Source organism: Micromonospora sp. MGP-C2 (genome assembly GCF_057766525.1).
In genome coordinates this window covers 904,018-930,227 of sequence record NZ_JBYMEN010000002.1, presented here as the reverse complement: position 1 = coordinate 930,227, position 26,210 = coordinate 904,018, and the positions used below count along the sequence as shown (strand labels likewise).

Here is a 26,210-nt window from a genome sequence, read left to right as displayed (position 1 = left end):
GGAAGCGTGTGGGAGGGGTTTCAGGGGACATGGACATCCGTGGTATCGACCACATCGAACTCTACGTGGGGGACGCCCGACAGGCGGCCTTCTACTTCAGCACCGCCGTCGGCTTCGAGATCTGTGGCCAGGGTGGCCCGGAGACCGGGCTGGAAGGGCAGCGCTCGTTGCTGCTCTGCCACGGCGACATCCGACTGCTGCTCACCTCGGGGCTCAGCGCCGAGCATCCGGCGGCGAGGTACGTCCAGCGCCACGGTGACGGCATCGCCGTCGTCGCGGTCGAGGTCGACGACGTCGCGTCCGCGTACGCCGAGCTGGTGGGCCGCGGTGCGACCGGGGTGACGCCACCGACCACCGTCACCGGTGCGGACGCCGAGGTGGTGACCGCCGAGGTGGACGGCTTCGCCGACGTGCGGCACCGCCTGGTGCAGCGCCGCGGCGACCGGGCCGAGTTCCTGCCCGGCATCATCACACCGGCACCGTCCGGTGGGGAGGGTCATCCGCCGGTGCTCGCCGAGATCGACCACCTGGCGGTCTGCGTGCCGCCCGGTCAGCTCGACGAGACGGTCCGGCACTTCGAGAAGCTGTTCGACTTCGCGGAGATCTTCGAGGAACACATCGAGGTCGACGGGCAGGGGATGAACTCCAAGGTGGTGCAGAGCCCGTCCGGGCGGGTCACCGTGGTGCTGCTGGAACCGGACCGGGCCCGGCGGCCGGGGCAGATCGACGCGTTCCTCGACCAGCACGCCGGCGGGGGAGTGCAGCACCTGGGGCTGCGCACCGACGACATCCTCACCGCGGTCGAGGCGTTGGGCCGGCGCGGGGTGCGCTTCGCCGGCACACCCGGCAGCTACTACGACTCCCTGGAGGCGCGGGTCGGTCGGGTGGACGCCCCACTGGACCGGCTGCGCGAGCTGGGCGTGCTGGTCGACTCCGACCACGACGGCCAGCTGTTGCAGATCTTCGCCGAGTCGATGCACGTACGCCGCACGCTCTTCCTGGAGCTGATCGAGCGGCGCGGCGCGCGGGGCTTCGGCAGCGGCAACATCAAGGCGCTCTACGAGGCCAAGGAACGGGAGTTGGCCGCGGTGGCGGCCACACCACAGGGGGTGGGGGCATGAGCGCGAGGAGTGAGCCGGGTTTGCGAGCCCCGCAGTCGCGAACCAGAGGCACAGTGACCGCTACCGAGTTCGAACCCGCGCTGACCGCCGAGGAGCAGGCTCTGCTGCCGTCCGACGACGACGTGCGGCACTACGCCGAGCACGGCTGGTACCTGTCGAAGAAGGTGTTCACCGACGACGAGGTGGACGCCCTCGCCGCCGCCGCGCAGCGCTACTACGACGGTGAGCGGGACCGGCGGTTGCCGGTTCGGCCCCCGAAGCTGGCCTACTGGGAGCCGTCGTCGGGGCCGGTGCAACGGCACAACGACTACGTCCACCACGAGCACGACGGGCTGGGCGCGATCCTGCGCAAGCCGCTGGTCGGGGCGGTGGCGGCCCGGCTCGCCCAGGCCGACGAGATCCGGGTCTTCCAGTCCACGCTGATCTACAAGCCGCCGATCGACGGTGAGCCGAGCAACATCGTGCCCTGGCACTTCGACAAGCACTACTGGGCGTCCTCGTCGTCGGAGAAGATGCTCACCGCGTTCATCCCGTTCCACGACTGTGGGGAGGAGATGGGCACCATCACCATGGTCGACGGCTCGCACCGGTGGAAGGAGATCGGCGCCGACGACACGGTGGTGCGGCACTTCGCCGACCGGGACCGCAGCCAGCTGGAGGAGATGCTGGCCGAGAACGCCGCGTACAACGGCGCGGCGATCCGCAAGATCCCCATGGTGATCCCCAAGGGCCACGTGAGCTTCCACCACTGCCGCACCTACCACGGCAGCGGCCCCAACGTCAGCGGTCGCCCCCGACAGGCGATCTCGCTGCACCTGCAGGACGGCGACAACGCCTGGCGGGAGTATCCGCTCTCCGACGGCACGCTCGCCGCGTACAACCACGACGTGCTGGTCCGCCGCACCCACGAGGGGCGGCCCGACTACGCGGACCCCGACTACTGCCCGGTCATCTGGCGCCACCGCGCCCAACAGGGAGGCTGACATGTCACGCTACGACTGGGGTAGGACCCACCCGGGCATCGAACGGCTGGAAAAGGCGGTGACCGACCGCCGTGACGTGGTGGTCAAGCACCCGCTCTACGCCAACCTGGACACCCACGAGGCGCTGGTCACCTTCATGCAGCACCACGTCTTCGCGGTCTGGGACTTCATGTCCCTGCTGAAGTCGTTGCAACGGCAGCTGACCTGCGTCACCGTGCCGTGGATCCCGACCGGCCCGACCGGCAGCCGCCGCCTCATCAACGACATCGTCATGGTCGAGGAGAGCGACGAGCTGGGCGGCGGCTACATCAGCCACTTCGAGCTGTACGTGCAGGGCATGGTCGAGGCCGGCGCGGACACCACGGCCGTGAACGCCCTCGTCGACCTGCTGCGCGCCGGCCGGCCGGTGACCGACGCGCTCACCGAGGCCGGGGTGCCGGCCGCGTCGGCGAGGTTCGCCGCCACCACCTGGCGGATCATCGAGTCGACCCCGGTGCACTGCCAGGCGGCGGCCTTCGCGTTCGGTCGTGAGGACCTCATCCCGGACATGTTCACGCAGGTCGTCTCGGTCAACGAGCGCAGCAACCGGCTACACACGTTCGTCGACTACCTGGAGCGGCACATCGAGGTCGACGGCGAACAGCACACCCCGATGGCCATGCAGATGCTCGCCGACCTGTGCGGCGACGACGACACCAAGTGGCAGGAGTGCGCCGACACGGTGAACACCGCCCTCACCGCCCGGGCCCGACTGTGGGACGACATCCTCGCCGCCATCAAGGGACCGGCGTGACCGACGCCGACCCGGTCCGGCTCTACCGCACGGTCCGGCTGATCCGCCGGTTCGAGGAACGGGCGGTGGAGCTGGTCCACGGCGGGCAGATCGTCGGCGGCATCCACCCGTACCTCGGTCAGGAGGGGATCGCCGCCGGCGTCTGCGCCGCCCTGGGTGCCGACGACGTGATCGCCGGCACCCATCGCGGACACGGGCACGTCCTGGCCCGGGGTGCGGACCCGGCCCGGATGCTCGCCGAGCTGTGCGGTCGGGTCACCGGCCTCAACGCCGGGCGCGGCGGTTCGATGCACGCCGCCGACTTCAGCCTCGGCGTGCTCGGCGCCAACGCCATCGTGGGGGCCTCCGGGGCGATCATCACGGGTGCGGTCTGGGCCCACCGCCGTCGGGGGCGCGACACCGTCGGGGTGAGCTTCTTCGGCGACGGCGCGGTCAACGAAGGGATGCTGCTGGAGGCGTTCAACCTGGCGGCGCTCTGGCGGGTGCCGGTGCTGTTCGTCTGCGAGAACAACGGCTACGCCACCACCATGCCGGTCGCCGGCGCGGTGGCCGGCAGCATCACCGGCCGGGCCGCCGCGTTCGGCGTCCCGGCCGTCCAGGTCGACGGCCAGGACCCCGAGACGGTACGCGTCGCCGCGGCCGCCGCCGTCGACCGGATGCGCGTCGGCGGCGGTCCCGAGCTGATCGAGGCCCGTACCTACCGCTTCGACGTCCACCACACCTTCGAGCACGCGGTACGCCTCGACTACCGCCCGCCCGACGAGGTGACCCGGGGTCGGGCCCGCGACCCGGTGCGTATCCAGGGTGAGCGCCTCTCCGATGTCGACCGTGCCGCAGTGGACGCCGAGGTCGAGGAAACCCTCGACGCGGCCGTGCGTTTCGCCCTGGCCAGCCCGCAACCCGACCCGGCCGACGCCCTGGCCTACCTGTACGCCAGCGGCATGACCGCCCGCACCGGAGGTGGCTGAATGACCGCATGCACCGGAGGTGGCTGAATGACCGCATGCACCGGAGGTGGCTGAGGTGCCCCGACTGTCGTACCGCCGGGCGCTGACCCGGGCACTCGCCGACGAGCTGACCCGCGACGAGGCGGTGTTCCTGCTCGGCGAGGACGTCCAGGTCGGGGCGTCGATGGTGACCACCGGCCTGGCCAAGCGCTTCGGGACCGAGCGGGTACGCGACACCCCGCTGTCCGAGCAGGCGTTCACCGGCTTCGCCACCGGCGCGGCGCTTGCCGGGTTGCGGCCGGTGATCGAGTTCCAGATCCCGTCGCTGCTGTTCCTGGTCTTCGAGCAGATCGTCAACCACGCCCACAAGTTCCCGCTGATGACCGGTGGGCAGTGCGCCGTCCCGGTCACCTACCTGGTCCCCGGCTCCGGCTCGCGCACGGGCTGGGCCGGGCAGCACTCTGACCAGCCGTACAGCCTCTTCGCGCACGTCGGCGTGGTCACCGTCGTGCCGGCCACCCCGGCCGACGCGTACGGGTTGCTGGTCACCGCGATCCGCCACGACGACCCGGTGGTGGTGTTCGCCCCGGCTGGGGCCATGGACCTGCGGGAGGACGTCGAGGACCTGACCCCGGTGCCGCTGGGCCGGGGCCGGATCCACCGCTTCGGCGACGACGTCACAGTGGTCGCGGTCGGGCACCTGGTGCACGACGCGCTCGCGGTGGCCGAGGAGCTGGCCGATCAGGTCTCGGTAGAGGTGTTCGACCCGCGCACGCTGTACCCGTTCGACATCGACGGCCTCACCGAGTCGGTGGCGCGCACCGGGCGGCTCGTGGTGGTCGACGACGCCAACCGCTCCTGCGGCATGGCCGCCGAGATCATCGCCTCGGTGGTGGAGCGCGTACGACTGCTCGCCCCTCCCCGCCGGGTCACCCGCCCGGACGGGGCGGTGCTGCCGTTCGCACCGGCGTTGGACCGGGCCGTGCAACCGTCCCGGGACCAGCTCGCCACCGCCATCCACCTGACCATGAAGGACGGATCATGATCGACCCCAACTACGCGTGGCCGGCGGCCGACCGAGCCTGGACCGACCTGCCGGAGCCGGCCCGACGAGCCATGGTGACCAGTGGGGCGGCGGCCTGGGAGCAGGTCTTCCACGGCCGGGCCACCTACAACAAGCAGTGGCGGCTGGCCCGCCCCCCGGTCCTGACCGCCGACGCCTGGCGGCAGCTGAACGAGGTCTGCGACCGGCTCGCCCAACTGATCCTCGACGCCTGCCGTCGTCGGGCGGGCACCGCCGGTGAGCTGCGCCGGCTGCTCGACGTACCGGCGGGGGAGACCCGCCTGCTGGACGAGTCGGAGCCGCTGAGCGAGGCGCTGCTGGCCGCGTACCGGCCGGACGTGATCTTCTCGGCGGGGGTGCCGAAGTTCGTCGAGTACAACATCGACAGCAGCCTCGGTGGCGGCTTCGACGCCGACACCGTGATCCAGCGGTTCGCGCGGCTCTACCAGGAGCAGGGCATCCTGGACGACCTGCCGGCGCGGGCCGCACCGTCACTGCTCGACCAACGGTTCGTGGCGATCCGCGAGGAACTGGGGCTGCCCGACGGCGCCCGGGTGGCGCTGCTGATGGACTTCGACTCCGACTATCCCGGTCTGGACGACCCGCAGACGTTCATCCGGATCCTCGACCCACTGGCCGTACGGGCCCGGGACTTCGGCATCGACCTGGTCATCGCCCCGGTCTCCACCGCCACCCTGGACGCCGACAGTCGCCTGGTGGTCGACGGCGCGCCGGTCGACGCGCTGTTTCGGCTGTTCGTGCCCAACCGGGTCACCCCGACCGCCGGCCTGGACGCGGTGGCCGGTGCCCTCGCGGCGGGCACGCTGCCGATGTTCGTCTCGGCGGCGGCCTGGCTGCTCGGCAACAAGACCACCTTCGCGTGGCTGTGGGAGGACGTGGACGGGCTACCCGCCGACGATCAGACGCTGATCCGTCGGCACGTGCCGTACACGGTGCCGCTGACCGCCGCGGTGCTCGACCGGGCGATCGCCGACCAGGCGAAGCTGGTGGCCAAACCGGCCGACGGTTCCGCCGGGCACGGCGTGCTGCTCGGCCCGGAGTTGAGCCCGACGGACTGGGCCGACGGCATTCGGGCCGCCGTCGACCAGGGCGGCGCGATCCTTCAGGAATACCTGCCGACCGACCGGGTGTCGATGGACTTCGTGCAGATCGAGACGGGCGAGACGGTGACGGCGGAGGTGCCGTACTCCCTCGCTCCGTACCTGTTCGGCCGGCACGCCTCCGGCGGGCTGGCGAGGGTCGGCTACCCCGGCTGCGACGGAGTCCTCAACCTGGCCCACGGCGTCCTGATGACCGGCGTGCTGTTGCACGACTGACCGCTTGCCGAGCCTGTCAGCCGGACCAACGGGTGTGGCTGCGGAGGCATCTCCGCAGCCACACCCCACGCCAGCCGGTCAGGCGGCGGGTAGCCGCCAGATCACGCCATCGGTGCAGGCGACCATCGACGGCACCCAGGCGCCGCCCTCAAGGGAGTCGTAGCGGTAGCCGAGGCAGTTGCGGGTGCTTGGGTTCTTGATCGTGCCATCGGGCATGAGCATCCAGTCCTGTTCCTTGGCGCCGTTGCACGCCTCAAGTTTCATCGCGGTGCCGCGAGGGAAAGGGGTCGTGGCTCCCTTTGTCGTGAGGCAGCCGCCGTCCGCTTGGAGCGTGAGACCGCTCTGCGTCCACGGTTGAGGGCTGGTGCAACCGGCCAGTATCAGGCCCACGCGATAGCCGGCACCGGTGATGTTTTTCAGGCAGAGCCCGTTCGCCTCCGCCTTGAGCGCGCCGTAGGCGCCGCCGCCGTTGCCCCTCTGCACCCAGTGGTGGTCGTCCCACGCGCCGCAGGTGTCCATCCGGATGTCGTTCGGGGTGGTGGACGGGGAGGCGATGCAGAGCCCTGAGCCCAGGTTCTTCAACTGGCTGCGGACCGAGTCGGTGGTGATCCGCCACTGCTGGGTGATCCCGCTGTCACAGTTGTAGATCTTCACATCGCCGAGAACCGGTGCCTCGCCGTACGCGCACTTGCCGTTGCCGACATTCTTCAGATGAAAGGTGCCCGACCCGTTCGGCACCAACGTCCACTGCTGGGCGGGCGCGGTCGCCGAGCAGGCCGCGGTGCCGACCGGCGTGCGGTCCGTGTTGCCGGTCGTCACCAGGCAGTCCCCGCTACGCCCGTTCGTGATCGGCAGCGCCTGACCCGCGAGCCAGTCCGGCGCGGCGTCGATGCTGGTTGCGACCCAGCCGGCCTGGCTGTCCAGACGAGTGTCGACGGCGGTGCGCCGGGTCTCGGTCTCGCCGATGCAGCCGCCCTGGAAGGAACGGTCGTGCACGGCGACCACCTCCACCGCGCTGCCGTTGCGCCGAACGGACGGGCCGCCGGCGTCGCCACGACACAGGGTGGCGCCGGTACCGGTGCCGTCGAGGCCGACGGTGCCGCTGGTCACCGAGGTGACGCTGAACGTGCCACTGTGCAGCCGGTTCTGGACCCACTCGGTGGCGGTGCGGCCGTAGCCGAGTGCCTGAAGCTGCTCGTCAACGGCGGGAGCAGCGCCGATCCGGGCCGGGGCGCTTGTGGTAACCGGCTGATTGAGTCGGATCAGCGCCAGGTTCTCGGTGGGGTGCGGCACCACCGAGACGGCGGTACGCACCTGCCCGGCCGTGCTGGCCAGGTCGACCCGGCCGACGGTGACCGTGGTGGTCTGGGTCGGCGCGCCGGCCACCGGCGGCTGCCCGGTCTCACTCACGCAGCTCGCGGCGGTGACGACCCAGTGCGGATCGAGGAGGGTGCCCGTGCAGGAACGCACTGCCGCTCCGAAGTCCACCTTGGCGATGAAGGGATAGCTGTTGTCGGTGACCGGCTGGCCACCGCTGACCGCCTGTGCTGGTACGGATCCGGCGACCGCCAGCGCAAGTGCGCCAATCACCAATGTCAACGTGCGGACACGCCGCATGTAGATCTCCGATCTGCCGTCGCCCGCCGCCGAAACGGCCGCGATCGGCTCCCCCGTGGACGACGGACCGCCTGCTCCGCCGCATTCTCCTGATACGTGTCGACCACCGGCGCCGCCGCGGGTGATCTCGACGGACGTCACTATAGAAGAACCGTGGCCGGGGCGGTGCCCCGTGTGATTCCCGTCGACCGACCCCGGCGCGGAGGCGGTTCGGCGGGCGGCTCGTGATGCCGGTTCGGCGCGTCAGCTTGCGGAGCCAGCCAGGTGGCTGTGCAGGCGACGGAGGGTTTCGGCTGTCGCGATGGCGTCGCTGCGTGCGCTGCCGTGTCGGCCGTCGGTGCTGTAGAGGGTCGGGTCGGCCGTGAGCGGGTGGTCGGTCAGGTGCACGTGGACGGTGCCCAGGCGCTCGGCGAGCTTCGCGGTGCGCGCGGACAGGAGGCGCATCCGCTCCCGCAGGCCGGGGCGCAGGGCCTCCGGGACCGCCGGGCTGTAGGAGACGTCGAACATCCCCACGGTGACCACGTCCGCGCCGACGTCCCGCAGCGCAATGATCATCGCGGTCAGCTCCGCGTCGACCGCGTCCGCGTCGTACGCCGGGCGGAAGGCGTCGTTGCCGCCGCACACCACAAGCGCCAGGTCCGGGCCGAACGCCAGAGCCGGGGCCAGTTGGGTGGCGCGGACCTCATGCGCGCGCAGCCCACTGCGACCGAGATTGAGGTACGCCAGACCCGGGCGGGCGGCGTCCAGTTCGGTGGCGATCCGGTCGGCCCACTGCACGTCCGAGTAGCCGGGCGTCGGCTCGCAGTTGCCCTCGACCACGCTGTCGCCCAGTGCGACGAATCGCCGCCACCGGTGCCCGCGCAGCAGCTCGGCGGCCTCGCCGGATCGCAGGCAGTACGGATCAGTCGATTCGGCCAACGTCGATGCCATTCCGGCACGCTAGCCGACCACCGCCCGCCCGGCCAGGCCCGCCAGACGCCCGCGCTGCCATTAGCCCAACGTACGTCGAGCACCTTTGCGCGACGCTGCCGGGCCGGCGCAGACACGCCAGGACGCGCCGACGTAATCCCCTGGCGCCGCCGCTGTGCCTTTAAGCCACGGGGGAAATGGGTCGCAAACGCGGATCAGGCAGGGCGCCGCCGTCGCCGGGAAGCTTCCCGCACCCAGCTCGACAAACTCCACAGGACGAGTCTGGCTGCTGTAAGACATCCAGTCGCCACCGACCCGGGTGGGTCGGCGACGGCTGGATGAATTGCTTTCGCTGCTATAGAGCAGAGGATCTGCTAATTATGAGGGATCAGGAATTTCTCCCATGGCCCGATGTTGGTCGCAGTGGCTTGCAGTGTGCCAACGCCGCCGCTGACGTTGGCAGTCACGAACTTGCCGTTAGCCAAGGACTTCAGCGCCCTCTGGTCGGTGCTGCCAACAACTCCATACATCATAAATTTTTCCCATTCCCCGGCAAACAACGAAGTGGCTTCCAGCTTGCCACCACCGCTCCCGCTAATGTTGGCGGTCACGTACCGGCCGTTTGCTCGCGATACGATGGCCACGTGGGGTTGTGAGAGAGATAGAGGAACGATGTCGTATTGTTCCCATGCCCCCACGGAGGTCGCGTTGGCTTGCAGCGTGCCGACTCCGCCACTGACGTTGGCACGGACATACCGATAGTTTGCCAAGGCCCAAATGTAGGTGTTGGAGGCCTGGGGAGCATTTTGCAACACGAGAAAATCGTCGTCCGCCGAGTTCGCGGCCGTTGCCGCCGTAGGCAACAGCGCCATGAACATCGCGACGATCGCGAGCAGCGGCGTAACCCCTCGGGCAAACCAGCGCCGCACTACCGGAGCGGCGGCGCCCTGGAGGCTCGGCGTTGCAAGGGTTGGATGGTCGGTCTGGCACACAGCTCTCACGGCACTCTCCCCGTATTGACATATCGAGATGCATGAGAGCATACCTGTGACGAGAGCAGCTTGGGAAGGGAAAGATTTTCCGGGCGGAAAGGTATATAGATTTCTATTGGATAGAAGTGGTGCAGCGTGAGGCAGGGCACAGTTGGCGGGTACCCTCGACTGAACGGCTTGAAGAGCGCATTTTCAACCTGTTGTCGTCGCAGAACATGTATGTGCTCGCGACCGCGGGTCCTGGAGGGCCGCTAGCTACCCCGGTGCGGTACTACTCGCTCGCCTTCGCGGTGGTGTTCACGGCCGCGCCGCGTTCCCCGAAGATGCGCAACATCGCTGCCGATCCGCGGGTGTCCGTCGGGATTTTCGCGCCGCCGGTCGGGCCTGGCGGCTCAGGAAGCAGCGGCGCGATCACCGCCCACGCCTCATCCGTCAATTCCCCACGACGCACCACCAGCACATCGTCAACGATCAACCACTACAAGATCGGCAGGACATGCCCTAGGCGTTCGTGGGCTCCTGATCGGCGCGGTGGGCGGCGGCGAGGCGTTTCGGGGCGCGGGCATACCACGCCTCGGTGACCACCTCGGTCAGCTCGGACATGCTGATCCGGTCGAGCCGGACCAGCACCGCCGGGTACCCGTCGAAGTGCGGGGTGGTAAGGTAGACCGCCGGGTCGTCGGCGAGCAGAGCTTCCTTGACGCCGAGGTCGGCCACCCGCACGCCGAGCAGCGGGCCGTCGGGCGCGGCGTCACCGAGGGCGTCGAGGTCCGCGCGGCGCAGCGGTCGCTCCCAGACGAACGGCTTGTCCCGGACCCGCCAGGCCGGCAACCCGTCGTACGACGGACGCTCGGTGGTCTCCGGCAGAGCGAGCGCGATCCGGCGGACGTCCTCCCAGCTCGGCATGCCCAGACGGTACGCGCTCAGCGGGCCGCAGTGTGCTCGTGCGAGCCCAACTGTCAGGGCGCGACGGCGGGGGTGGGCCGCGTCGGTGTCCTCGGCTCGGACGACCGGGTCAACAGTGGGTACGCGCTGACCAGCAGGCACGCCGCCGCCATGGTCAGCAGCGCCGGGGTGAGACCCAGCGCGTCCACCGACCAGCCGCCGAGCAGCGCGCCGACCGGCAGACCGACGAAGGCCAGCGAACCGGCGATGCCGATCACCCGGGTCTGCAACTCCGCCGGCACCCGCTCGTAGAGCGCCACCCCGAGGAGCGGGTTGACCGCCGCTATGCCGATGCCGGACAGGAAGGTCACCAGGAGCACCACCGGCAGCTCGTCACTGATCGCCAGTGCGACAAGCCGGGGTGTGCCGGCGATCAGCGCCCCGACCAGGAACGTCAGCCGGCGGGGCAGCCTCGGCCCGAGCGCGGTGAAGACGACGTTGCCCAGCAGCGCGCCCGCCGAGAACGACGCCAGCACCAGACCGAGCCCGCTGGGGCCGTGCAGCTCCCGGGCCACCCAGACCGGGATGTAGACGGCCACGCTGGCGTTGGCCACCATGTTCAGCGCCGAGATGACCAGCAGCATGCTGAGCAGCGGCCGGTCCCGGCCCAGGTAGCCGAACCCTGCACGCAGCGCGCTCAGGTAGCTCTCCGGCTCGGCGGGCTTCGCCGGCGCGGCCGGTGGCCGGACCAGGACACCGATCAGCAGCGCGCAGACACCGAAGCTGGCCGCGTCGATGAGGATCGCCTCGGTCACCCCGAACGCGGCGATCAGCACGCCGCCCACGGCGGCGCCGAAGAGGGTCACCACCCGGCTCAGCCCGTCGTACGCCGAGGTCAGCCGGATCAGCGGCACCCCGGCGGCCTCGGCGACCGGCCGGAACATCACGTGCTTCACCCGGTCCCCGATGCCGCGCAGCGCGCCGGCCAGCGCCACCAGCGCCACCAGCGAACCGAAACCCAACCACGGGGTCAGCGCGACGACCACCATGGCCACCGCGCTGCCGGCGTCACAGAGGATGGACGTGCGGCGCAGGCCGATCCGGTCCGCCCAGGGTGTGCCCAGCGCGCTGGACAGCAGGTACGGCAGGGTCTCGGCGAACGCGACCAGGCCCATCTTGGTCGGGCTGCCGGTGGTGACCAGCACCAGCCACGGAATGGTCACCACCGAGATGCGGGTGCCCAGGTTGGAGATCAGGTCCGCGCCGACCAGGACGACCAGTTGCCGGCGGGGGGTCACGCCCCGACCGCCGCCGCCCGACGCGCCGCGTACCGCTCGCGCAGCGCCCGTTTGTCCACCTTGACCGACCGGTTCACCGGCAACCGGTCGACGAACTCCACAGCGGTCGGCGCCCACATCTCGTTGAGCTCCGCGGTCACCAGGTCGATCAGCTCGGCGCCGGTGACCGTGGCGTCCGGGGCGACCACGACGTACGCGTACGGGACTTCGCCGACGGTGTCGTCCGGTACGCCGATCACGGCGGCGGCCCGCACCTGGGGATGCCCGGCCAGCACGTCCTCGATGGGGCGGCAGAAGATCGCCCAGTTCCGCCGGTGCGTGACGATCATGTCGTGCGCGCGGTCGACCAGGTAGAGGTAACCGTCGTCGTCGAGGTGCCCGATGTCGCGGGTACGCACCCAACCGTCGACCAGCGTCTGCGCGGTCAGCTCGGGCTGGCCGTGATAGCCGGCGAAGCTCAGTCGGGTCTGCACCCACACCTCGCCGTCACGCCCCGGCGGCAGCACCGTGCCGTCGTCGTCGCGGATCTCGATCCGCACGTCGCCGTAGGGTCGACCGCAGGACCGCAGCCGCTCCGGGTGCTCCGGGTCATCGGTCAACCCCGGCAGCGCGGTGATCACCACGGCTTCGCTGAGGCCGTACACGATGCGCAGCACCGGGCCGAACCGCGCGATGGCCTGGCGCAGCCGGGCGGGCGCGGCGGGCCCCGCTCCCACGTTGAACATGAACATGGCGCTGAAGTCCGCGCCGACCAGCGCCGGGTGGTCCAGCACCTCGTAGAGCATCGGCGGTGTGACGAAGGTGGAGTTGATCCGCTCCCGCTGCACGGTGTCCACGAACGCCACCGGGTCCCAGTCGTCGCGCAGGAACAGCACCCCGCCGGTGAACAGGTTGAACAGGGTGGTGATCTGCCCGCTGGCCAACCACATCGGTGAGTGCGACAGGTGCCGCAGCAGCGGGAACCCGGCGGCGCGGAAGTCGGCGGCCAGGGTGAGGATCTGCGCGTAGAAGCTCTCCCGGTGGTGCACCAGCTTGGGGCTGCCGGTGGTGCCGCTGGTCTGCAGGAACGACTCCGGCGCCGGCACGGACGCCGGCAGTTCCGCCGCGTCGGCGTCGGCGGTGAGGTCCGGGCCGGCGCCCCGGGGCCGAGACAGCACACCGGCGTGCCGGGCAGCGCGGCGGCCAGGTCCGGGCCGAGACTGGCCGGGTCCCGGGCGTCGTAGACGAGGGCGTCCGGGCGGGCCAGGCGGATGAACTCGTCGACCTCCCGGCGCGCGGTCACCGGGGCGACCCACATGGTCCGGCAGCCGATGAGATGCAGCGCGAGCTGGAGCAACGGGCCCTCGACCGCGTTCGCCACTGTCACCAGCACCGCCGCACCGGGGCGTACGCCGTGCCGGGTCAGCGTCGCGGCCATCGTCCGCACCAACGCGGCGGCCTCGGCGTAGGTGAGCCGGCGGCCCCCGCCGACCAGCGCCTCCCGGTCACCGAAGCCGGCGAAGAGATCCAGCACTCGGTCCACGTAGGTGTGCCCAGGTCCGTCAGTCATCCGACTGCCCCCATCCGAGAAAGCGGCGGTCCCCGGGCAGGGCCCGGTGACGACGCGACGGTGGCGCGCGCTCCGGTGAGCCCGCCGCCTGCGAGCCTAGGCCGGTAACGGTTGGTCGGAACCGTGCCGACGGGGCGATCCGACAGGCCCGCCGGACATTTGATCGCGTCGATCAGGTTGATTGACGCCCGTCAGCGGCGGCGGCTAGGTTTCTGGACCATCGTCCAGGCGGGCGCCGTCAGCGGACGGCCCTGGGCTGCCACACGATGGAGGTTCAATGTCGACCCCGAAGAGATGGCACGTCATCGCCGCCGCGGCCGCGCTGCTGGTCACAGGCACACCCGCGGTCGTCGCCAGCGCCGGTCCGTCCGGGACCGCCGCCGGCCGACCGGACCGGTCCGAGTGGGCGGGCAGCTGGGCCACCGCGGTCACCCGGGGCAACTCGGTCGGGCTGACCAACACCGGTCTGAACGACCAGAGCGTACGGATGATCGTGCACGTCTCGGTGGGCGGTCCGGCGCTGCGGGTCCGTCTGAGCAACCTCTACGGCGAGCAGGCGGTGGCGGTCGGTCGGGCCACCGTCGCCCGACCCGACACCGCCACCGCCGACGACCTCTCCGACATCGATCCGGCCTCGGTGCGCCCGCTGACCTTCACCGGCAACGCCTCGGCGACCATGAACCGGGGCGCGGAGCTGCTCAGCGACCCGCTGACGTTCCCGGTCGCGGACGACAGCGACCTGGTGGTCACAGTGCACTTCCCGACGCCGACCGGCCCGACCACCTTCCACGGGCAGTCGCAGCAGGCCAACTTCATCGGCGCCGGCGACCTGACCGGGGCCGCCGAGGGCACCGGGTTCACCACCCGTCCCACCTGCTGCTGGTTCTTCCTCTCCGGGATCGACGTGCAGCGCAGGGCCACCCCGGGTGCGGTGGTGGTGCTCAGTGACTCCATCGGTGACGGCAACGGCAGCACCGTCAACGCCAACCGGCGCTGGCCCGACCTGCTCTCCGACCGGCTGCTCGCCGACCGGCCGGACCCGCGCACCCCGGGCGTGCTCAACCTCAGCCTGGCCGGCAACCGCCTCAACCACGAGGGCACCGAGCCGGGCGACGGCAACTACCCCGGCTACTACCAGCTCGGCCCGAACGCGGCGGCCCGGCTCAACGAGGACGTCTTTCCCCAGACCGGGGTGCGCACTGTCGTCACCCACCTGGGCATCAACGACATCTGGATGTCCAACGACTCACCCGAGGCGATCATCGCCACCCTGCGGCAGATCAACCAGCAGCTCCAGCAACGAGGGCTGACCAGCCTGGTGGCCACGCTGACCCCGTACGAAGGGCACGGGGCACCCGGCGTGTGGACTCCGCAGAAGGAAGCCACCCGGCAGACGGTGAACACGTATCTGCGTGGCAGCCGCGAGTTCGACGGGCTGCTCGACTTCGACCGGGTGCTGCGCGACCCGGCGCGACCCAGTCAGCTGCTGCCCGCGTACGACTCGGGTGACCACATCCACCCGAACGACGCCGGCAACCAGGCGCTGGCGAACGCCGTGCCGCTGCGGCTGCTCGGCCTGTGACACCGGCCGGGGCGGCGGGTGATCCTCGCCGCCCCGGCACCGACATCCTGGGGAGGAGCGCATCGTGACGGCGCAGGAGTTGCTCACCGGCCTGTACAGCGAGCAGGGCCGACAGAACCCGTACCCGTGGTACGCAGGCCTGCACAAGCTCGGGCCGGTCAGCGCGGTCCCGGCCCGGGCCGAGCACCGCACGGTGGCGGCGGTGGCGGTCGGCTACGACCTCGTCGACGGGTTGCTGCGCGATCCGGAGTGGACCAAACAGCCGCCGCCGGGCTGGCAGGAGCAGGAGATCCTGCGCACCTTCCAGACGTCGATGATGTTCGTGAACCCGCCCGACCACACGCGGATGCGGCACGTGTTCTCCCGCACCTTCACCCCGCGCCGGTTGGGTGCGCTGGAACCGGTGATCCTGCAGGTGGTCGACGAGCTGCTGGACCGGATGGCCGACGCCGGAAACGCCGTGGTGGACTTCGTGGCGGACTTCGCGTACCCGGTCCCGGCGCTGGTGATGGCCGAGTTCATCGGCATCCCGGTGGCGGAGTTGGCGTGGTACCGCGAGCGGGTGGAATGGATCGACGAGTTCCTGGACGTCGCCGGGAAGACCCCGGAACGTCTGGCCGCCGCGAACACCGCGGCCGAGGAGCTGCGGGTCTTCTACCGGGAGCTGCTGGCGCACCGCCGCAGGGTGCCCGGGGACGACCTGCTGAGTGGGCTGGTGGAGGCCCTCGACTCGGGTGAGGTGGAGCTGACCGAGGAGGAGCTGGTCAGCAACCTGATCGTGCTGTTCAACGCCAGCTTCGTCACCACCGTCTACATGTTCAGCAACGGGATGCCGTTGCTGCTGGCCCACCCGGAGACGGTCGCGGCGATGCCCACCGACGACAAGCTGACCGCGGGCTGCGTCGACGAGGTGCTGCGGTTGCAGAGTCCGGTGCACTTCCTGGCCCGTGCCGCGCCGGCCGACATGGTGCTGGGTGATGTGCCGGTCGCCCGGGACGACAACGTGCTGATCATCATCGGGGCGGCCAACCGCGACCCGGCACGGTTTCCGGACCCGGACGTCTTCGACCCGACCCGACCCGGCCCGCCGTCGTTGGCCTTCGGGGTGGGTCTGCACTTCTGTCTCGGCGCGGCGGTGTCCCGACTGGAGGGCCGCCTCGCGCTGCCCCGCCTGTTCGCCCGGTTCCCCGAGCTGACCGTCACCGAGACGCCGACGTACAGCGGCAGCCTGTTCCTGCGCGGCATCGACAAGCTGCTCGTCAGCACCGGCGGATAGGAGCGACATGGCCCCGCACCCGGAGGTGGCGGCGTACCGGGCGGCCCGCGCCGCGACCGGCACCCCGCCGCTGTACACGCAGACGCTGACCGAGGCGCGCGCCGCGGACCTGGCCGCGATCCGCGCCGGCTCCGGCGCGGTCGAGCCGGTGGCCGAGGTACGCGACGAGCGGATGCTCGGCCCGGCCGGCGAGCTGCCGCTGCGGGTGTACCGGCCGGCCGGGTCGGGCCCGCTGCCCACCCTGCTGTACTTCTTCGGCGGCGGGTGGACGCTCGGCAGCATCGACACCGCCGACGGTATCTGCCGTCGACTGGCCAACGCCGTGCCCTGTCAGGTGATCACCGTCGGCTACCGGCTCGCCCCGGAGCATCCCTTCCCGGCGGCGGTGCACGACTGCCACGCGGCCGCCAGTTGGGTCGTCGGCCACGCCGACCGGCTGGGCGTTGACCCGGACCGGCTGGCGGTGGGTGGGGACAGCGCCGGCGGGAACCTGGCCGCCGCGGTCACCCTGCGCAGCCGCGCGGACGGGCCCACGCTCGCCGCGCAGCTGCTGGTCTATCCGAACACCGACCAGAGCGGCGAGCCCACCGGCCCGGCCGACGACGACCCGACGCTGTTCAACAGCCGTTCGGTGGCCTGGTACCGGACGCACTACCTGGCCGACGAGGCGCAGGCCCAGGACCCCCTCGCGTCGCCGCTGCTCGCCGACGACCTGGCCGGCCTGCCCCCGGCGCTGGTGGTCACCGCCGAGCTGGACCCGCTGTGCGCGCAGGGGCAGCGGTACGCGGAGCGACTGGCCGCCGCCGGCGTACCCACCCGGGTGCGGCACTACCCGGGGATGATCCACGGCTTCTTCGCCATGCCGGGCGTCTTCACCGACGGCCGGCGGGCTCAGGCCGACGCGGCGGCGTTCCTGCGGGAACGGTTCGGGCTGTCGCCCGGGCGTGACGAGCCGGCGGACGACCCGACGGGCACGGCGGTGCGCGGTGGTTGAGCCGGTGCTGACCGACCTGCCGGCCGTGTCGCTCACCGACTACGCCGAGCGGGCCCGCACGGTGCTGCCGGAGGACGTGTGGGACTACGTCGACTGCGGCAGCGCGTCCGAGGTGACAGTGTCGGCCAACCGTCGCGCGTTGGACCGGGTCGCCGTGCTGCCCCGGATGCTGCGCGGGGTGGACACCGTCGACCTCGGCGCCCGGCTGCTCGGCCGCCCGTACGCCATGCCGATCGGGGTGGCGCCGATGGCGTACCAGCGCCTGGTGCACCCGGACGGGGAGCTGGGTCTCGCCTCGGCGGCCGGCGCGGCCGGGATCCCGTACCTGGCGAGCACGCTGGGCAGCACACCTCTCGAACAGGTCACCGCTGTCGGCGCGGACGTGTGGTTCCAGCTCTACTGGCTGCGCGACCGGGCCCTCGTCCGTGACCTGCTGGCCCGGGTCGTCGCGGCTGGTTGCCGGGCACTGGTGGTCACCGTGGACGTCCCGGTGCTCGGCCGGCGTCCCCGGGACCTGCGCAACGCCTTCCGGCTGCCGGACGACGTGGTGGCCGCGAACCTGCCCGACGGGCGCGACGCCCTGGCGCACGCCGGCGCACCCGGGGTGTCCGCGCTCGCCGCGCACACGGCCTCCTCGTTCGCGCCGGCGCTGCGGTGGGCGGACCTGGCCTGGCTACGCGAGCAGGTCGACCTGCCGCTGGTGGTCAAGGGAGTGCTGGACCCCCGCGACGCGGTCGAGGCGGTCCGGGTGGGCGCGGACGCGCTGGTCGTGTCGAACCATGGCGGCCGGCAACTCGACGGCGCGCCGGCCAGTGTCACCATGTTGCCGGAGGTCGTCGACGCGGTCGGCGGCGATTGTCAGGTGCTGCTGGACAGCGGCATCCGCAGCGGCACCGACGTGCTGCGGGCGCTCGCGCTGGGCGCCGCCGGGGTGCTGGTCGGCCGGCCGTTGCTCTGGGCGCTGGCCGCCGGTGGCGAACGCGGCGCGCGGGACGCGCTGACGCTGCTCGCCGCCGAGCTGACCGACGCGCTCACCCTGGCCGGCTGCGCCGACCCCGCGGCGGCCGCCGCGCTGCGGACGCTCGATGCGGGCTGAGCGGTGACTGCCACCGAGTCGGTCGACCTGGCCGTCGCCGACCTGCACCCCGCGCTGGGCGATCCGGCGCTGACCTCGATGAACTTCCTCAACGAGGTGTCCGAGCGTTACCCGGCGGCGGTGTCGCTGGCGGCCGGCCGGCCGTACGAGGAGTTCTTCGACCTCGCGGCGGTGCACCGGCACCTGGACACGTTCCACCGGCACCTAACCGACGACCTCGGTCACTCGTCCGAGCAGGCCCGGCGGCTGCTGCTGCAGTACGGCCGGACCAAGGGCATCGTGCACCACCTGATCGCCCGCAACCTCGCGGTCGACGAGGGGATCACCGTCGACCCGGAGGCCGTCGTGGTGACCGTCGGCTGCCAGGAGGCGATGTTCCTGGTGCTGCGGGCGTTGCGCGCCGGACCGGAGGATGTGCTGCTCGCGGTCGCCCCGACCTACGTCGGGCTGACCGGGGCGGCCCGGCTGGTCGACCTGCCGGTGTGGCCGGTTGCCGGCGGACCGTCCGGGGTGGACCTGGCCGACCTGTCGGCCCAGGTGCGGCGGGCCCGGGCGGCGGGGCTCCGGCCGCGTGCCTGTTACGTGATGCCGGACTTCGCCAACCCGTCCGGGGTCAGCATCTCGGCGGAGGACCGGCGACGGTTGCTCACGCTGGCCGCCGAGGAGGACCTGCTGCTGCTGGAGGACAACCCGTACGGGCTGTTCCACTCCGCCGACGGGCCGCGCCCGCCCACCCTCAAGGCGTTGGACACCGGGCGCCGGGTCGTCTACCTCGGCTCGTTCGCGAAGACCGTGCTGCCCGGGGCGCGGGTCGGTTACGTGGTCGCCGACCAGCGGGTGGCCGGGCCGGACGGCCGGGTCGGCCCGCTCGCGGACCAGCTCGCCATGATCAAGAGCATGGTCACGGTGAACACGTCACCGATCGCGCAGGCGGTGATCGGCGGCCGGCTGCTGGAGAACGGGTGCAGCCTGGTGGCCGCGAACACCCGGGAGCGTTCCGCGTACACCCGGAATCTGCGCCATCTGGTGACCGGGCTGCGCCGGCGGTTCCCGGGCCGGGCGGGCGGCCCGGCGGCGGTGCGCTGGACGGTGCCGGCCGGCGGGTTCTTCGTGGTGGTGACAGTGCCGTTTCCGGTCGACGACGCGCTGCTGGACCGTTCGGCCCGCGACTACGGGGTGCTGTGGACGCCGATGGCGCACTTCTACGACGACACCGCGCCGGTGTGCGCGCTGCGGCTGTCGGTCAGCGCGGTGACACCACAACAGATCGACGTCGGGCTGGACCGCCTGGCCGCCCTGATCACCGACGAGGTGGCCCGCCGGGCGGGTTGACACAGCGCGTTCATCGGATGGCAATGCGCGACGACCCGCGTGCCGGCGTCCTGGTTGGACGGTCATAATAGGCCGCATGGTTGCCTGGGAGTACGCCCTGCTCGTCCGCCGCTATCAGGGACAGGGCCGCAATTTCCATGTCTCGTTCGTCTGGTACGCGCCGGACGGGTCCCGTAAGGACATCACCGCCTTCGGTGACACCGCCATCGCGCACCTCAACCGCGCCGGCCGGGAGGGATGGGAGCTGGTCTCCGCCGCCGAGGACGTGAACAACGTCCAGGGAAGCACCGAGGTCCACCGCTACCACCTGAAGCGCCCCATAAACTAACCGCCTGCGACGCCCCCGAGCCCCACCCGCGTCGTCGATCATGGAGTTGTGGTGGTGGACGAACGCCGTGCATCCGCCCGTTTCGGGCACCACAACTCCATGATCGACGCGTCCGGGACCGCAGCCGGGACCGCAGCCGGGACCGCAGCCACGGCCGGTCAGGTCAGGTCGATCGCCGGGTAGAGGGGGTGCGGGGCCAGCAGGTCGGTGGCCTGGCGGGCGACCTTGTCGGCCAGGGCCGGGTCGAGCGTGTACTTCGCCTTCGACGGGGTGCCGTCGGCGTTGGCGCCGGCGGTGGTCTGCGTCAGCACGGTGTGCATCAGCTCCGCGGTCTGGTCCATCTCGGCGGTGCCGAGCCCCCGGGTGGTCAGGGCGGGCGTGCCGACCCGGATGCCGGACGTGTACCAGGCCCCGTTCGGGTCCTGCGGGACCGAGTTGCGGTTGGTGACGATGCCCGAGTCCAGGAGAGCCTGCTCGGCCTGCCGGCCGGTGAGCCCGTAACCGGACACGTCGATCAGCACCAGGTGGTTGTCGGTGCCGCCGGTGACCAGCTTCGCGCCCCGCCGCAGCAGCCCCTCGGCGAGCGCCTGCGCGTTGTCCACGATCCGCTGGGCGTAGTCGGCGAAGTCGGGCCGGCGTGCCTCCGCGAGGGCGACCGCCTTCGCGGCCATCACGTGCGGCAGCGGACCGCCGAGCACCATCGGGCAGCCCCGGTCCACCTGGTCGGCCAGCTCCGGCTGGCAGAGCACCATGCCGCCGCGCGGGCCGCGCAGCGACTTGTGGGTGGTGGTCGTGACGATGTGGGCGTGCGGCACCGGGTCGAAGTCGCCGGTGAAGACCTTGCCGGCGACCAGGCCGGCGAAGTGCGCCATGTCGACCATGAAGGTCGCCCCGACCGAGTCGGCGATCTCCCGCAGGATCCGGAAGTTCACCTTCCGCGGGTACGCCGAGTAGCCGCCGACCAGGATCAGCGGCTTGAACTCGCGGGCCGCCTCGGCCACCCGGTCGTAGTCGATCAGACCGGTCGCCGGGTCGGTGCCGTAGCTGCGCTGGTCGAACATCTTGCCGGAGATGTTCGGCCGGAACCCGTGGGTGAGGTGGCCACCCGCGTCCAGCGACATGCCGAGCATCCGCTGGTTGCCCAGCTCACGGCGAAGCGTGAACCAGTCGGCCTCGGTGAGGTCGTTGACGTGGCGGACCTGCGCCTTCTTCAGGGCGGGGGACTCCACCCGGTCGGCCAGCACGGCCCAGAAAGCCACCAGGTTGGCGTCGATGCCCGAGTGCGGTTGCACGTACGCGTGCGCGGCGCCGAACAGCTCCCGGGCGTGCTCGGCGGCGAGCGCCTCGACCGTGTCGACGTTCTGGCAGCCGGCGTAGAAGCGGCGGCCGACGGTGCCCTCGGCGTACTTGTCGCTGAACCAGTTGCCCATGGCGAGCAGGGTCGCCGGGGAGGCGTAGTTCTCGCTGGCGATGAGCTTGAGCGACTCCCGCTGGTCGGTCAGCTCGGCGCCGATGGCGTCGGCCACCCGCGGCTCGACAGCCCGGATCACCTCAAGGGCACTACGGAATGCGGTGGACTCGGCGTTGCGCGACATGCGACCTCCAACAGACGTGCGGGAAGGCCCAGGCGCTCGGCAAACGTCCTCATGACGGGGCCGCTCCCCGATGGTTGTCCATCCCCACGCGCCAGTAACGGCCCGGTCCGATCCTACCGGGCCGGCCGGGGCCGTCCCGGGCGACCTCCGCACGCCGCGCGTCGGAAGGGTTGGGCGGCCGACGTCGGGGCACACGGTAGGGAGCGGTCACCCCTGCCGGTACGACCGCCGCCACCCGCACGAGAGGAGTCACCCATCATGACCACACCGTCCACCGACCGGCCGCTCGCCGTGGTGACCGGGGCGTCCAGCGGAATCGGGTACGAACTGGCGGTGCAGTTCGCCGAGCACGGTTTCGACCTCATCGTGGTCGCCGAAGACGACGGCATCTCGTCGGCGGCCGAGAAGCTGCGCCGCGACGGAGGCCCGGAGGTCCAGCCCGTCCGTGTCGACCTGGCCCGTGAGCAGGGCGTGGAGGAGTTGGCGTCCACGATCGCCGCCACCGGTCGCCCGGTGGACGCCCTGGCGCTCAACGCCGGCTGGGGCGCTGGCGGCGCCTTCGTCGGCGGCACCGACCTGCGCGACGAGTTGGAGGTCGTCGACCTCAACGTCCGCTCGACGGTGCACCTGGCGAAGCGGTTGCTGCCCGGCATGGTCGAGCGGGGCACCGGCCGGGTGCTGTTCACCTCGTCGATCGCCTCGACCATGCCGGGGCCCTTCCAGGCGGTGTACAACGCCTCGAAGTCGTTCGTGCAGTCCTTCGCCGAGGCGCTGCGCAACGAGTTGAAGGACACCGGTGTCACGGTGACCTCGCTGATGCCCGGGCCGACCGACACCGAGTTCTTCGATCGGGCCGACATGGAGGACACCCGGGTCGGCTCGGGCTCCAAGGACGACCCGGCGAAGGTCGCCGCGCAGGGCTTCGAGGCGCTGATGAAGGGCGATCAGACGGTCACCGCGGGTTCGCTGATGAACAAGGTGCAGACCGCTGCCGGCAAGATCATCCCGGACAAGCTCAAGGCCGAACAGCACCGCCGGATGGCCGAGCCGGGTTCGGGCGACTGACCCGGTGCACGACGAAGGGCCCGGCATCGTGCCGGGCCCTTCGTCGTGAGCAGGCGCCTCAGGCGGTCACCGCGTCGATCGCCTTCTTGATCGCCTTCGGGTCACTGGGCGTACGAGGGGCGTCCGCCCGCAGCGCGATCATCTTCTCGCCGATCTCCTGCAACTGCTTACGACCCAGGGCCTCGCGGACCTTGGGGAACCACTCTTCTTCCTCCTCCTCGACGTGGTGCGTCACGTTCTCGATCAGCACCGTCGTCTTGGCGTTGAAGTGCTCGTGGTCCGCGTCCATGGCGGCCAGTTCGGCGCAGAGCACGTCGGCCACGTGGTGCTCCTCGTACGACTCGAGGATGTCGTCCTCCAGGTCGGGCAGCAGCTGGCGGACCTCCGGGTACATCACCTCGTTCTCGAGGTAGGTGTGCACGGTCAGGGCCTCGATGATCTGCCCGACCAGCTTCTGCCGCTTGCTCGCCGGCCCCTCCTCGGCATCCTGGAAGGCCTTGAACAGGCGGCGCATCTCCTTGTGGTCCTCTTTGAGCAGGACGATGGCATCGGTCGACACCGGTATGACCTCCCTGAAAAGTCTCGGCTGGTGGGGTTCCGGTACCCCCACGCCGAACGCGGAAAACAGGTGAAACCGCCTCAGACCATCGCCAGGGTGCGGGGATCTCGTCGAGCAACTCCCGAGCCAGAAAGCCGATCCGGCCGTACCGGGGGATCAGCCGCTGACCGCTCACCGCGTGCGCGAACGAGCCCCAGCAGGCGGCCTGAGCCGGGTCGGCTCCCCGGGACAGCAGCCCCGCCAGCAACCCCGCGAGCACGTCCCCGCTGCCCGAGGTGCCCAGCCCGGCGTCGCCGCTCTCCTCCCGCCAGCCCCGCCCGTCGGGGGCGGCCACGTGCCCGTACAACGAGACGACCGCCTCGTAGCGGACGGCCAGCTCGGCCGCCTCGGCGTCCAGGTCGTCGCCCGGATCCCGCCCGAGCAGGTGCCCGGCCTCGGTGACGTTGGGCGTGAGCACCACGGGCCGGCCCGAGCCGACCAGCAGGTCCGGTGCGTGGCTGAGGGCACCGAGCGCGTACGCGTCGAGCACCAGTGACGTCTGCGGCCGGGCCGCGTCCAGGACCAGGCTCAGCAGGCGGTTGGTCTCGTCGATCGCTTTCAGCCCGGGGCCGAGGGCCACCACGTCGGCCTGTGCCACCAGCTCGCCGAGCTGGCCGTCCCGGTCGGCGGCGACCGCGCCGTCGGCGGTCTCCGGCAAGCCGACCACCAGCGCCTCGGGCACCTCGATGCTCAGCGTGGCGGCGGTGGACTCGGCGGCGGCGAGCTGGAGCACCCCGGCCCCGGCGCGCAACGCGGCCACCCCGGCGAGGAGCACCGCTCCGGGGGTGAAACGGGAGCCGCCGACGACCAGCACGGTGCCGCGGCTCTCCTTGCCTCCGGCCGGCACCGGCAGTGCCCAGTCCCGCAGCAGCCCCGGCGTGATCACCTTCACCTCAGACCGGCTCGGCATGGATCTCGTCCTCCCTGGTTGGCCGGGCGCCCTGCTGACGCAGGTGCTCGACACGGTTGAACGCGGTGAGCGCCAGTCGGCCCTCGTCGGCCGACCACTCGGTGATCGAACAGTTGGCGATCACCTCCTGGCGGGTGAGCGCCATCAGCTCATCCTCAGTCAACCCCTCCACCAGATAACGAAGCAGGAAGACCAGCGCGTCGTGGCCGAAGAGCAGCACCCGGCTACCCTCGTGGTCACGGCGCAGGTCGCCCAGCAGCGTCCGCAGCCGCAACGCCACGTCCGTCCAGGACTCGCCGCCCGGCGGCCGGTAGTAGAACTTGCCCAACCGCTCCCGACGGTCGGCCTCGTCCGGGTGCCGCCGCCGTACCCCGTGCCCGGTCAGCCCGTCGAGGATGCCCAGCTCCCGGTCGCGCAGCCGCTCGTCGCGGTGGACGGGAATGTCGGTGCCGGCCAGCGCCAGTCGGGAGGTCTGCACGGCGCGCAGGTACGGCGACACCACCGCCACGTCCGGGCGCTTCGCGTCCGGCAGCTCGGCCAGCCAACGGCCGGTCGCCCGGGCCTGGTCCTCGCCGGTCGCGGAGAGCGGCACGTCGGCGTCGCGGTGGGTCAGGTCGATCAGCTCCGCGCCCGACGCCTCGGCGTGCGTCGCCGCGACGTTCGCGGTGCTCTCGCCGTGTCGGACGATCCAGAGGGTTGCCAGTTCCGCCATGCGGCACCCCTACCCGGGCGCCACCGACGGTAACCGTGTCCGGTGATCCGCCATGCCGATGTCCGCTCGGTGGGCGTCCGGCGTGTGCGCAGGTCGTACCCTCGGTGGCGTGGCGACGGCGGCCGAGGAGATCCAGGTGGGGGAGCGGCTGGTGCGCGTCTCCAGCCCCGACAAGCCCTACTTCCCGGAGCGTGGGCTGACCAAGCTGGACGTGGTCCACTACTTCCTGGCGGTCGGTGACGGCATCCTGCGCGCCCTGCGGGACCGGCCGACGATGCTGGAGCGCTGGCCTCGCGGTGTCTTCGAGGGCGCGACGATCGCCACCCGACAGACCAACCGGGGCGACGCGTTCTACCAGAAACGACTGCCGGCGGGCGCGCCCGAGTGGGTACGCACCGCGCACATCACCTTCCCCAGTGGCCGTACCGCCGACGAGATCGCCCCGAGCGAGCTGGCCGTGGTGATCTGGGCGGCCAACCTGGGCACGTTGCGTTTCCACCCGTGGCCGGTCAGCGCCTCGGACGTGGAACGCCCCGACCAGCTGCGCATCGACCTCGACCCGATGCCCGGCGTCGGCTTCGAGCAGGTGGTGCCGGTGGCCCGCGAGGTCAACGCGTTCCTCGCCGAGCTGGGGATGACCGGCTACCCGAAGACCACCGGTGGGCGGGGCCTGCACGTCTACCTGTCGATCGAGCCGCGGTGGAGCTTCGGTGAGTGTCGCCGGGCGGTGCTCGCCCTGGGTCGGGAGATGCAACGCCGGTTGCCGGACCTGGTCACCACCACCTGGTGGCGCGACCAACGCGACCGGCCGGTCTTCATCGACTACAACCAGATGGCCCGCGACCACACGGTGACGTCGGCGTACTCGATCCGGCCGACACCGCAGGCCCTGGTGTCGGCGCCGCTGGAGTGGGCGGAGCTGGACGACGCCCGCCCGGAGGACTTCGACGTGCTCAGCATGCCGGCCCGCTTCGCCGAGCGTGGCGACCCGCACGCCGGCCTGGACGGCGACCGGCACTCGCTGGAGCCGTTGCTGGAGCTGGCCGACCGGGACGGGCTGGAGGCCCCGCCGGAACGCTGAGCCCCGGCCGTCACGACCAGGGGCTGGCGGCCCCGTCGAAGGCGCCCGGCGCGGCCACTCCGGCGGGCAACACTGCGCGGGGTCAAGGGGGAGCCGCCGACCACCAGCGCGGTGCGCCAGCCACAGTTGTCGGCTTGGGGGCAGCGC

Annotated in this window: 22 protein-coding genes, 3 pseudogenes and 1 riboswitch; of the genes and pseudogenes, 15 read left to right on the top strand and 10 right to left on the bottom strand. The window is 71.4% G+C overall.

Annotation, left to right across the window (positions count from 1 at the left end):
* Window positions 1-29: 29 nt before the first annotated feature.
* From hppD to AC3CF1_RS03950, 6 genes are read left to right on the top strand one after another with little or no spacing between them, the layout of a single operon-like run.
* On the top strand, window positions 30-1,121 hold the full coding sequence (hppD, locus tag AC3CF1_RS03975) for a 4-hydroxyphenylpyruvate dioxygenase (RefSeq protein ID WP_488449549.1): 1,092 nt from the start codon (window positions 30-32) through the stop codon (window positions 1,119-1,121).
* 53 nt (window positions 1,122-1,174) lie between these two features.
* A complete protein-coding gene (locus AC3CF1_RS03970; RefSeq protein WP_354982028.1) occupies window positions 1,175-2,104 on the top strand; it encodes a phytanoyl-CoA dioxygenase family protein in 930 nt (309 codons plus the stop codon).
* A 1-nt stretch (window position 2,105) separates the two neighbouring features.
* Window positions 2,106-2,897, top strand: a complete 792-nt coding sequence (locus AC3CF1_RS03965) for a DUF3050 domain-containing protein (protein WP_088948342.1) — start codon at window positions 2,106-2,108, stop codon at window positions 2,895-2,897.
* Window positions 2,894-3,865 carry a thiamine pyrophosphate-dependent dehydrogenase E1 component subunit alpha gene (locus AC3CF1_RS03960; RefSeq protein WP_488449548.1) on the top strand — a complete coding sequence of 324 codons (972 nt, stop codon included), beginning with the start codon at window positions 2,894-2,896 and terminating at the stop codon, window positions 3,863-3,865. The genes AC3CF1_RS03965 and AC3CF1_RS03960 overlap by 4 nt, the downstream gene beginning before the upstream one ends.
* Window positions 3,866-3,920: 55 nt before the next feature.
* A complete protein-coding gene (locus AC3CF1_RS03955; RefSeq protein ID WP_488449547.1) occupies window positions 3,921-4,889 on the top strand; it encodes an alpha-ketoacid dehydrogenase subunit beta in 969 nt (322 codons plus the stop codon).
* The gene (locus AC3CF1_RS03950; protein ID WP_354982026.1) at window positions 4,886-6,244 is read left to right on the top strand and encodes an ATP-grasp domain-containing protein; all 1,359 of its coding nucleotides are present in this window, start codon (window positions 4,886-4,888) and stop codon (window positions 6,242-6,244) included. Before AC3CF1_RS03955 ends, AC3CF1_RS03950 begins: the two co-directional genes overlap by 4 nt.
* 78 nt (window positions 6,245-6,322) lie before the next feature.
* Here the strand turns inward: AC3CF1_RS03950 and AC3CF1_RS03945 are convergent, their stop codons facing one another.
* The 3 genes from AC3CF1_RS03945 to AC3CF1_RS03935 all read right to left on the bottom strand — a co-directional run bounded on the left by AC3CF1_RS03945 (window position 6,323) and on the right by AC3CF1_RS03935 (window position 9,771).
* The gene (locus AC3CF1_RS03945) at window positions 6,323-7,834 is read right to left on the bottom strand and encodes a ricin-type beta-trefoil lectin domain protein (RefSeq protein WP_328374474.1); all 1,512 of its coding nucleotides are present in this window, start codon (window positions 7,832-7,834) and stop codon (window positions 6,323-6,325) included.
* Window positions 7,835-8,104: 270 nt separating this feature from the next.
* Window positions 8,105-8,791, bottom strand: coding sequence for an SGNH/GDSL hydrolase family protein (locus AC3CF1_RS03940; protein ID WP_488449546.1), 687 nt, complete (start codon window positions 8,789-8,791; stop codon window positions 8,105-8,107).
* 353 nt (window positions 8,792-9,144) lie between these two features.
* Window positions 9,145-9,771: a fascin domain-containing protein gene (locus tag AC3CF1_RS03935; RefSeq protein WP_488449545.1), complete on the bottom strand. Its 627-nt coding sequence runs from the start codon at window positions 9,769-9,771 to the stop codon at window positions 9,145-9,147.
* A 110-nt stretch (window positions 9,772-9,881) separates the two neighbouring features.
* On the opposite strand from AC3CF1_RS03935, the pseudogene AC3CF1_RS03930 reads away from it, so the two are divergent.
* Window positions 9,882-10,157: pseudogene (locus tag AC3CF1_RS03930) on the top strand (pyridoxamine 5'-phosphate oxidase family protein); the annotation flags it as partial.
* A 106-nt stretch (window positions 10,158-10,263) separates the two neighbouring features.
* Here the strand turns inward: AC3CF1_RS03930 and AC3CF1_RS03925 are convergent.
* The 3 genes and pseudogenes from AC3CF1_RS03925 to AC3CF1_RS03915 all read right to left on the bottom strand — a co-directional run bounded on the left by AC3CF1_RS03925 (window position 10,264) and on the right by AC3CF1_RS03915 (window position 13,494).
* Window positions 10,264-10,668 carry an MmcQ/YjbR family DNA-binding protein gene (locus AC3CF1_RS03925; protein ID WP_488449544.1) on the bottom strand — a complete coding sequence of 135 codons (405 nt, stop codon included), beginning with the start codon at window positions 10,666-10,668 and terminating at the stop codon, window positions 10,264-10,266.
* A gap of 53 nt (window positions 10,669-10,721) precedes the next feature.
* On the bottom strand, window positions 10,722-11,945 hold the full coding sequence (locus AC3CF1_RS03920) for an MFS transporter (protein WP_488449543.1): 1,224 nt from the start codon (window positions 11,943-11,945) through the stop codon (window positions 10,722-10,724).
* Window positions 11,942-13,494, bottom strand: a pseudogene (locus tag AC3CF1_RS03915) (class I adenylate-forming enzyme family protein). The gene AC3CF1_RS03920 and the pseudogene AC3CF1_RS03915 overlap by 4 nt, the downstream one beginning before the upstream one ends.
* 304 nt (window positions 13,495-13,798) lie before the next feature.
* Here AC3CF1_RS03915 and AC3CF1_RS03910 point away from each other — a divergent pair.
* The 6 genes from AC3CF1_RS03910 (at window position 13,799) to AC3CF1_RS03885 (ending at window position 20,102) form a co-directional block, all read left to right on the top strand.
* Entirely contained in the window at window positions 13,799-15,076 is a 1,278-nt protein-coding gene (locus AC3CF1_RS03910) for an SGNH/GDSL hydrolase family protein (protein ID WP_488452037.1), read from the top strand.
* A 61-nt stretch (window positions 15,077-15,137) separates the two neighbouring features.
* Entirely contained in the window at window positions 15,138-16,352 is a 1,215-nt protein-coding gene (locus AC3CF1_RS03905) for a cytochrome P450 (protein ID WP_488452036.1), read from the top strand.
* Window positions 16,353-16,359: 7 nt separating this feature from the next.
* A complete protein-coding gene (locus AC3CF1_RS03900; RefSeq protein ID WP_488449542.1) occupies window positions 16,360-17,346 on the top strand; it encodes an alpha/beta hydrolase in 987 nt (328 codons plus the stop codon).
* Window positions 17,339-18,442 carry an alpha-hydroxy acid oxidase gene (locus AC3CF1_RS03895; RefSeq protein WP_488449541.1) on the top strand — a complete coding sequence of 368 codons (1,104 nt, stop codon included), beginning with the start codon at window positions 17,339-17,341 and terminating at the stop codon, window positions 18,440-18,442. Before AC3CF1_RS03900 ends, AC3CF1_RS03895 begins: the two co-directional genes overlap by 8 nt.
* Before the next feature lie 3 nt (window positions 18,443-18,445).
* Window positions 18,446-19,774: an aminotransferase class I/II-fold pyridoxal phosphate-dependent enzyme gene (locus AC3CF1_RS03890; protein WP_488449540.1), complete on the top strand. Its 1,329-nt coding sequence runs from the start codon at window positions 18,446-18,448 to the stop codon at window positions 19,772-19,774.
* A 67-nt stretch (window positions 19,775-19,841) separates the two neighbouring features.
* A complete protein-coding gene (locus AC3CF1_RS03885) occupies window positions 19,842-20,102 on the top strand; it encodes a hypothetical protein (RefSeq protein ID WP_327650566.1) in 261 nt (86 codons plus the stop codon).
* Between the two features lie 158 nt (window positions 20,103-20,260).
* On the opposite strand, the gene AC3CF1_RS03880 is transcribed toward AC3CF1_RS03885, so the two are convergent.
* Window positions 20,261-21,697, bottom strand: a complete 1,437-nt coding sequence (locus AC3CF1_RS03880) for a glycine hydroxymethyltransferase (protein WP_099853853.1) — start codon at window positions 21,695-21,697, stop codon at window positions 20,261-20,263.
* A gap of 19 nt (window positions 21,698-21,716) precedes the next feature.
* A riboswitch (ZMP/ZTP riboswitch) is annotated at window positions 21,717-21,806 on the bottom strand.
* Between the two features lie 149 nt (window positions 21,807-21,955).
* Here AC3CF1_RS03880 and AC3CF1_RS03875 point away from each other — a divergent pair.
* On the top strand, window positions 21,956-22,762 hold the full coding sequence (locus AC3CF1_RS03875; protein WP_488449539.1) for an SDR family NAD(P)-dependent oxidoreductase: 807 nt from the start codon (window positions 21,956-21,958) through the stop codon (window positions 22,760-22,762).
* Window positions 22,763-22,820: 58 nt separating this feature from the next.
* Here AC3CF1_RS03875 and AC3CF1_RS03870 read toward each other — a convergent pair whose 3' ends face one another.
* From AC3CF1_RS03870 to AC3CF1_RS03860, 3 genes and pseudogenes are all read right to left on the bottom strand, one after another.
* Complete coding sequence (locus AC3CF1_RS03870) at window positions 22,821-23,321, bottom strand: hemerythrin domain-containing protein (protein WP_354982018.1); 501 nt, start codon at window positions 23,319-23,321, stop codon at window positions 22,821-22,823.
* A gap of 154 nt (window positions 23,322-23,475) precedes the next feature.
* Window positions 23,476-24,270: pseudogene (locus AC3CF1_RS03865) on the bottom strand (NAD(P)H-hydrate dehydratase); the annotation flags it as partial.
* Window positions 24,254-24,982: a histidine phosphatase family protein gene (locus tag AC3CF1_RS03860; RefSeq protein ID WP_099853847.1), complete on the bottom strand. Its 729-nt coding sequence runs from the start codon at window positions 24,980-24,982 to the stop codon at window positions 24,254-24,256. The pseudogene AC3CF1_RS03865 and the gene AC3CF1_RS03860, both read right to left, overlap by 17 nt.
* 58 nt (window positions 24,983-25,040) lie before the next feature.
* On the opposite strand from AC3CF1_RS03860, the gene AC3CF1_RS03855 reads away from it, so the two are divergent.
* Window positions 25,041-26,063 (top strand): DNA polymerase domain-containing protein, encoded by a 1,023-nt coding sequence (locus AC3CF1_RS03855; protein ID WP_354982063.1) that lies wholly within the window; start codon window positions 25,041-25,043, stop codon window positions 26,061-26,063.
* The last annotated feature ends 147 nt before the right edge of the window (window positions 26,064-26,210 follow it).

What these genes read in the sequence shown, in the direction of transcription:
- AC3CF1_RS03860 (WP_099853847.1), bottom strand. Translation starts at nt 24,982, where the DNA reads ATGGCGGAACTGGCAACCCTCTGGATCGTCCGACACGGCGAGAGCACC.
- AC3CF1_RS03950 (WP_354982026.1), top strand. Translation starts at nt 4,886, where the DNA reads ATGATCGACCCCAACTACGCGTGGCCGGCGGCCGACCGAGCCTGGACC.
- AC3CF1_RS03940 (WP_488449546.1), bottom strand. Translation starts at nt 8,791, where the DNA reads ATGGCATCGACGTTGGCCGAATCGACTGATCCGTACTGCCTGCGATCC.
- AC3CF1_RS03880 (WP_099853853.1), bottom strand. Translation starts at nt 21,697, where the DNA reads ATGTCGCGCAACGCCGAGTCCACCGCATTCCGTAGTGCCCTTGAGGTG.
- AC3CF1_RS03855 (WP_354982063.1), top strand. Translation starts at nt 25,041, where the DNA reads ATGTCCGCTCGGTGGGCGTCCGGCGTGTGCGCAGGTCGTACCCTCGGT.
- AC3CF1_RS03900 (WP_488449542.1), top strand. Translation starts at nt 16,360, where the DNA reads ATGGCCCCGCACCCGGAGGTGGCGGCGTACCGGGCGGCCCGCGCCGCG.
- AC3CF1_RS03925 (WP_488449544.1), bottom strand. Translation starts at nt 10,668, where the DNA reads ATGCCGAGCTGGGAGGACGTCCGCCGGATCGCGCTCGCTCTGCCGGAG.
- AC3CF1_RS03965 (WP_088948342.1), top strand. Translation starts at nt 2,106, where the DNA reads ATGTCACGCTACGACTGGGGTAGGACCCACCCGGGCATCGAACGGCTG.
- AC3CF1_RS03875 (WP_488449539.1), top strand. Translation starts at nt 21,956, where the DNA reads ATGACCACACCGTCCACCGACCGGCCGCTCGCCGTGGTGACCGGGGCG.
- hppD (WP_488449549.1), top strand. Translation starts at nt 30, where the DNA reads ATGGACATCCGTGGTATCGACCACATCGAACTCTACGTGGGGGACGCC.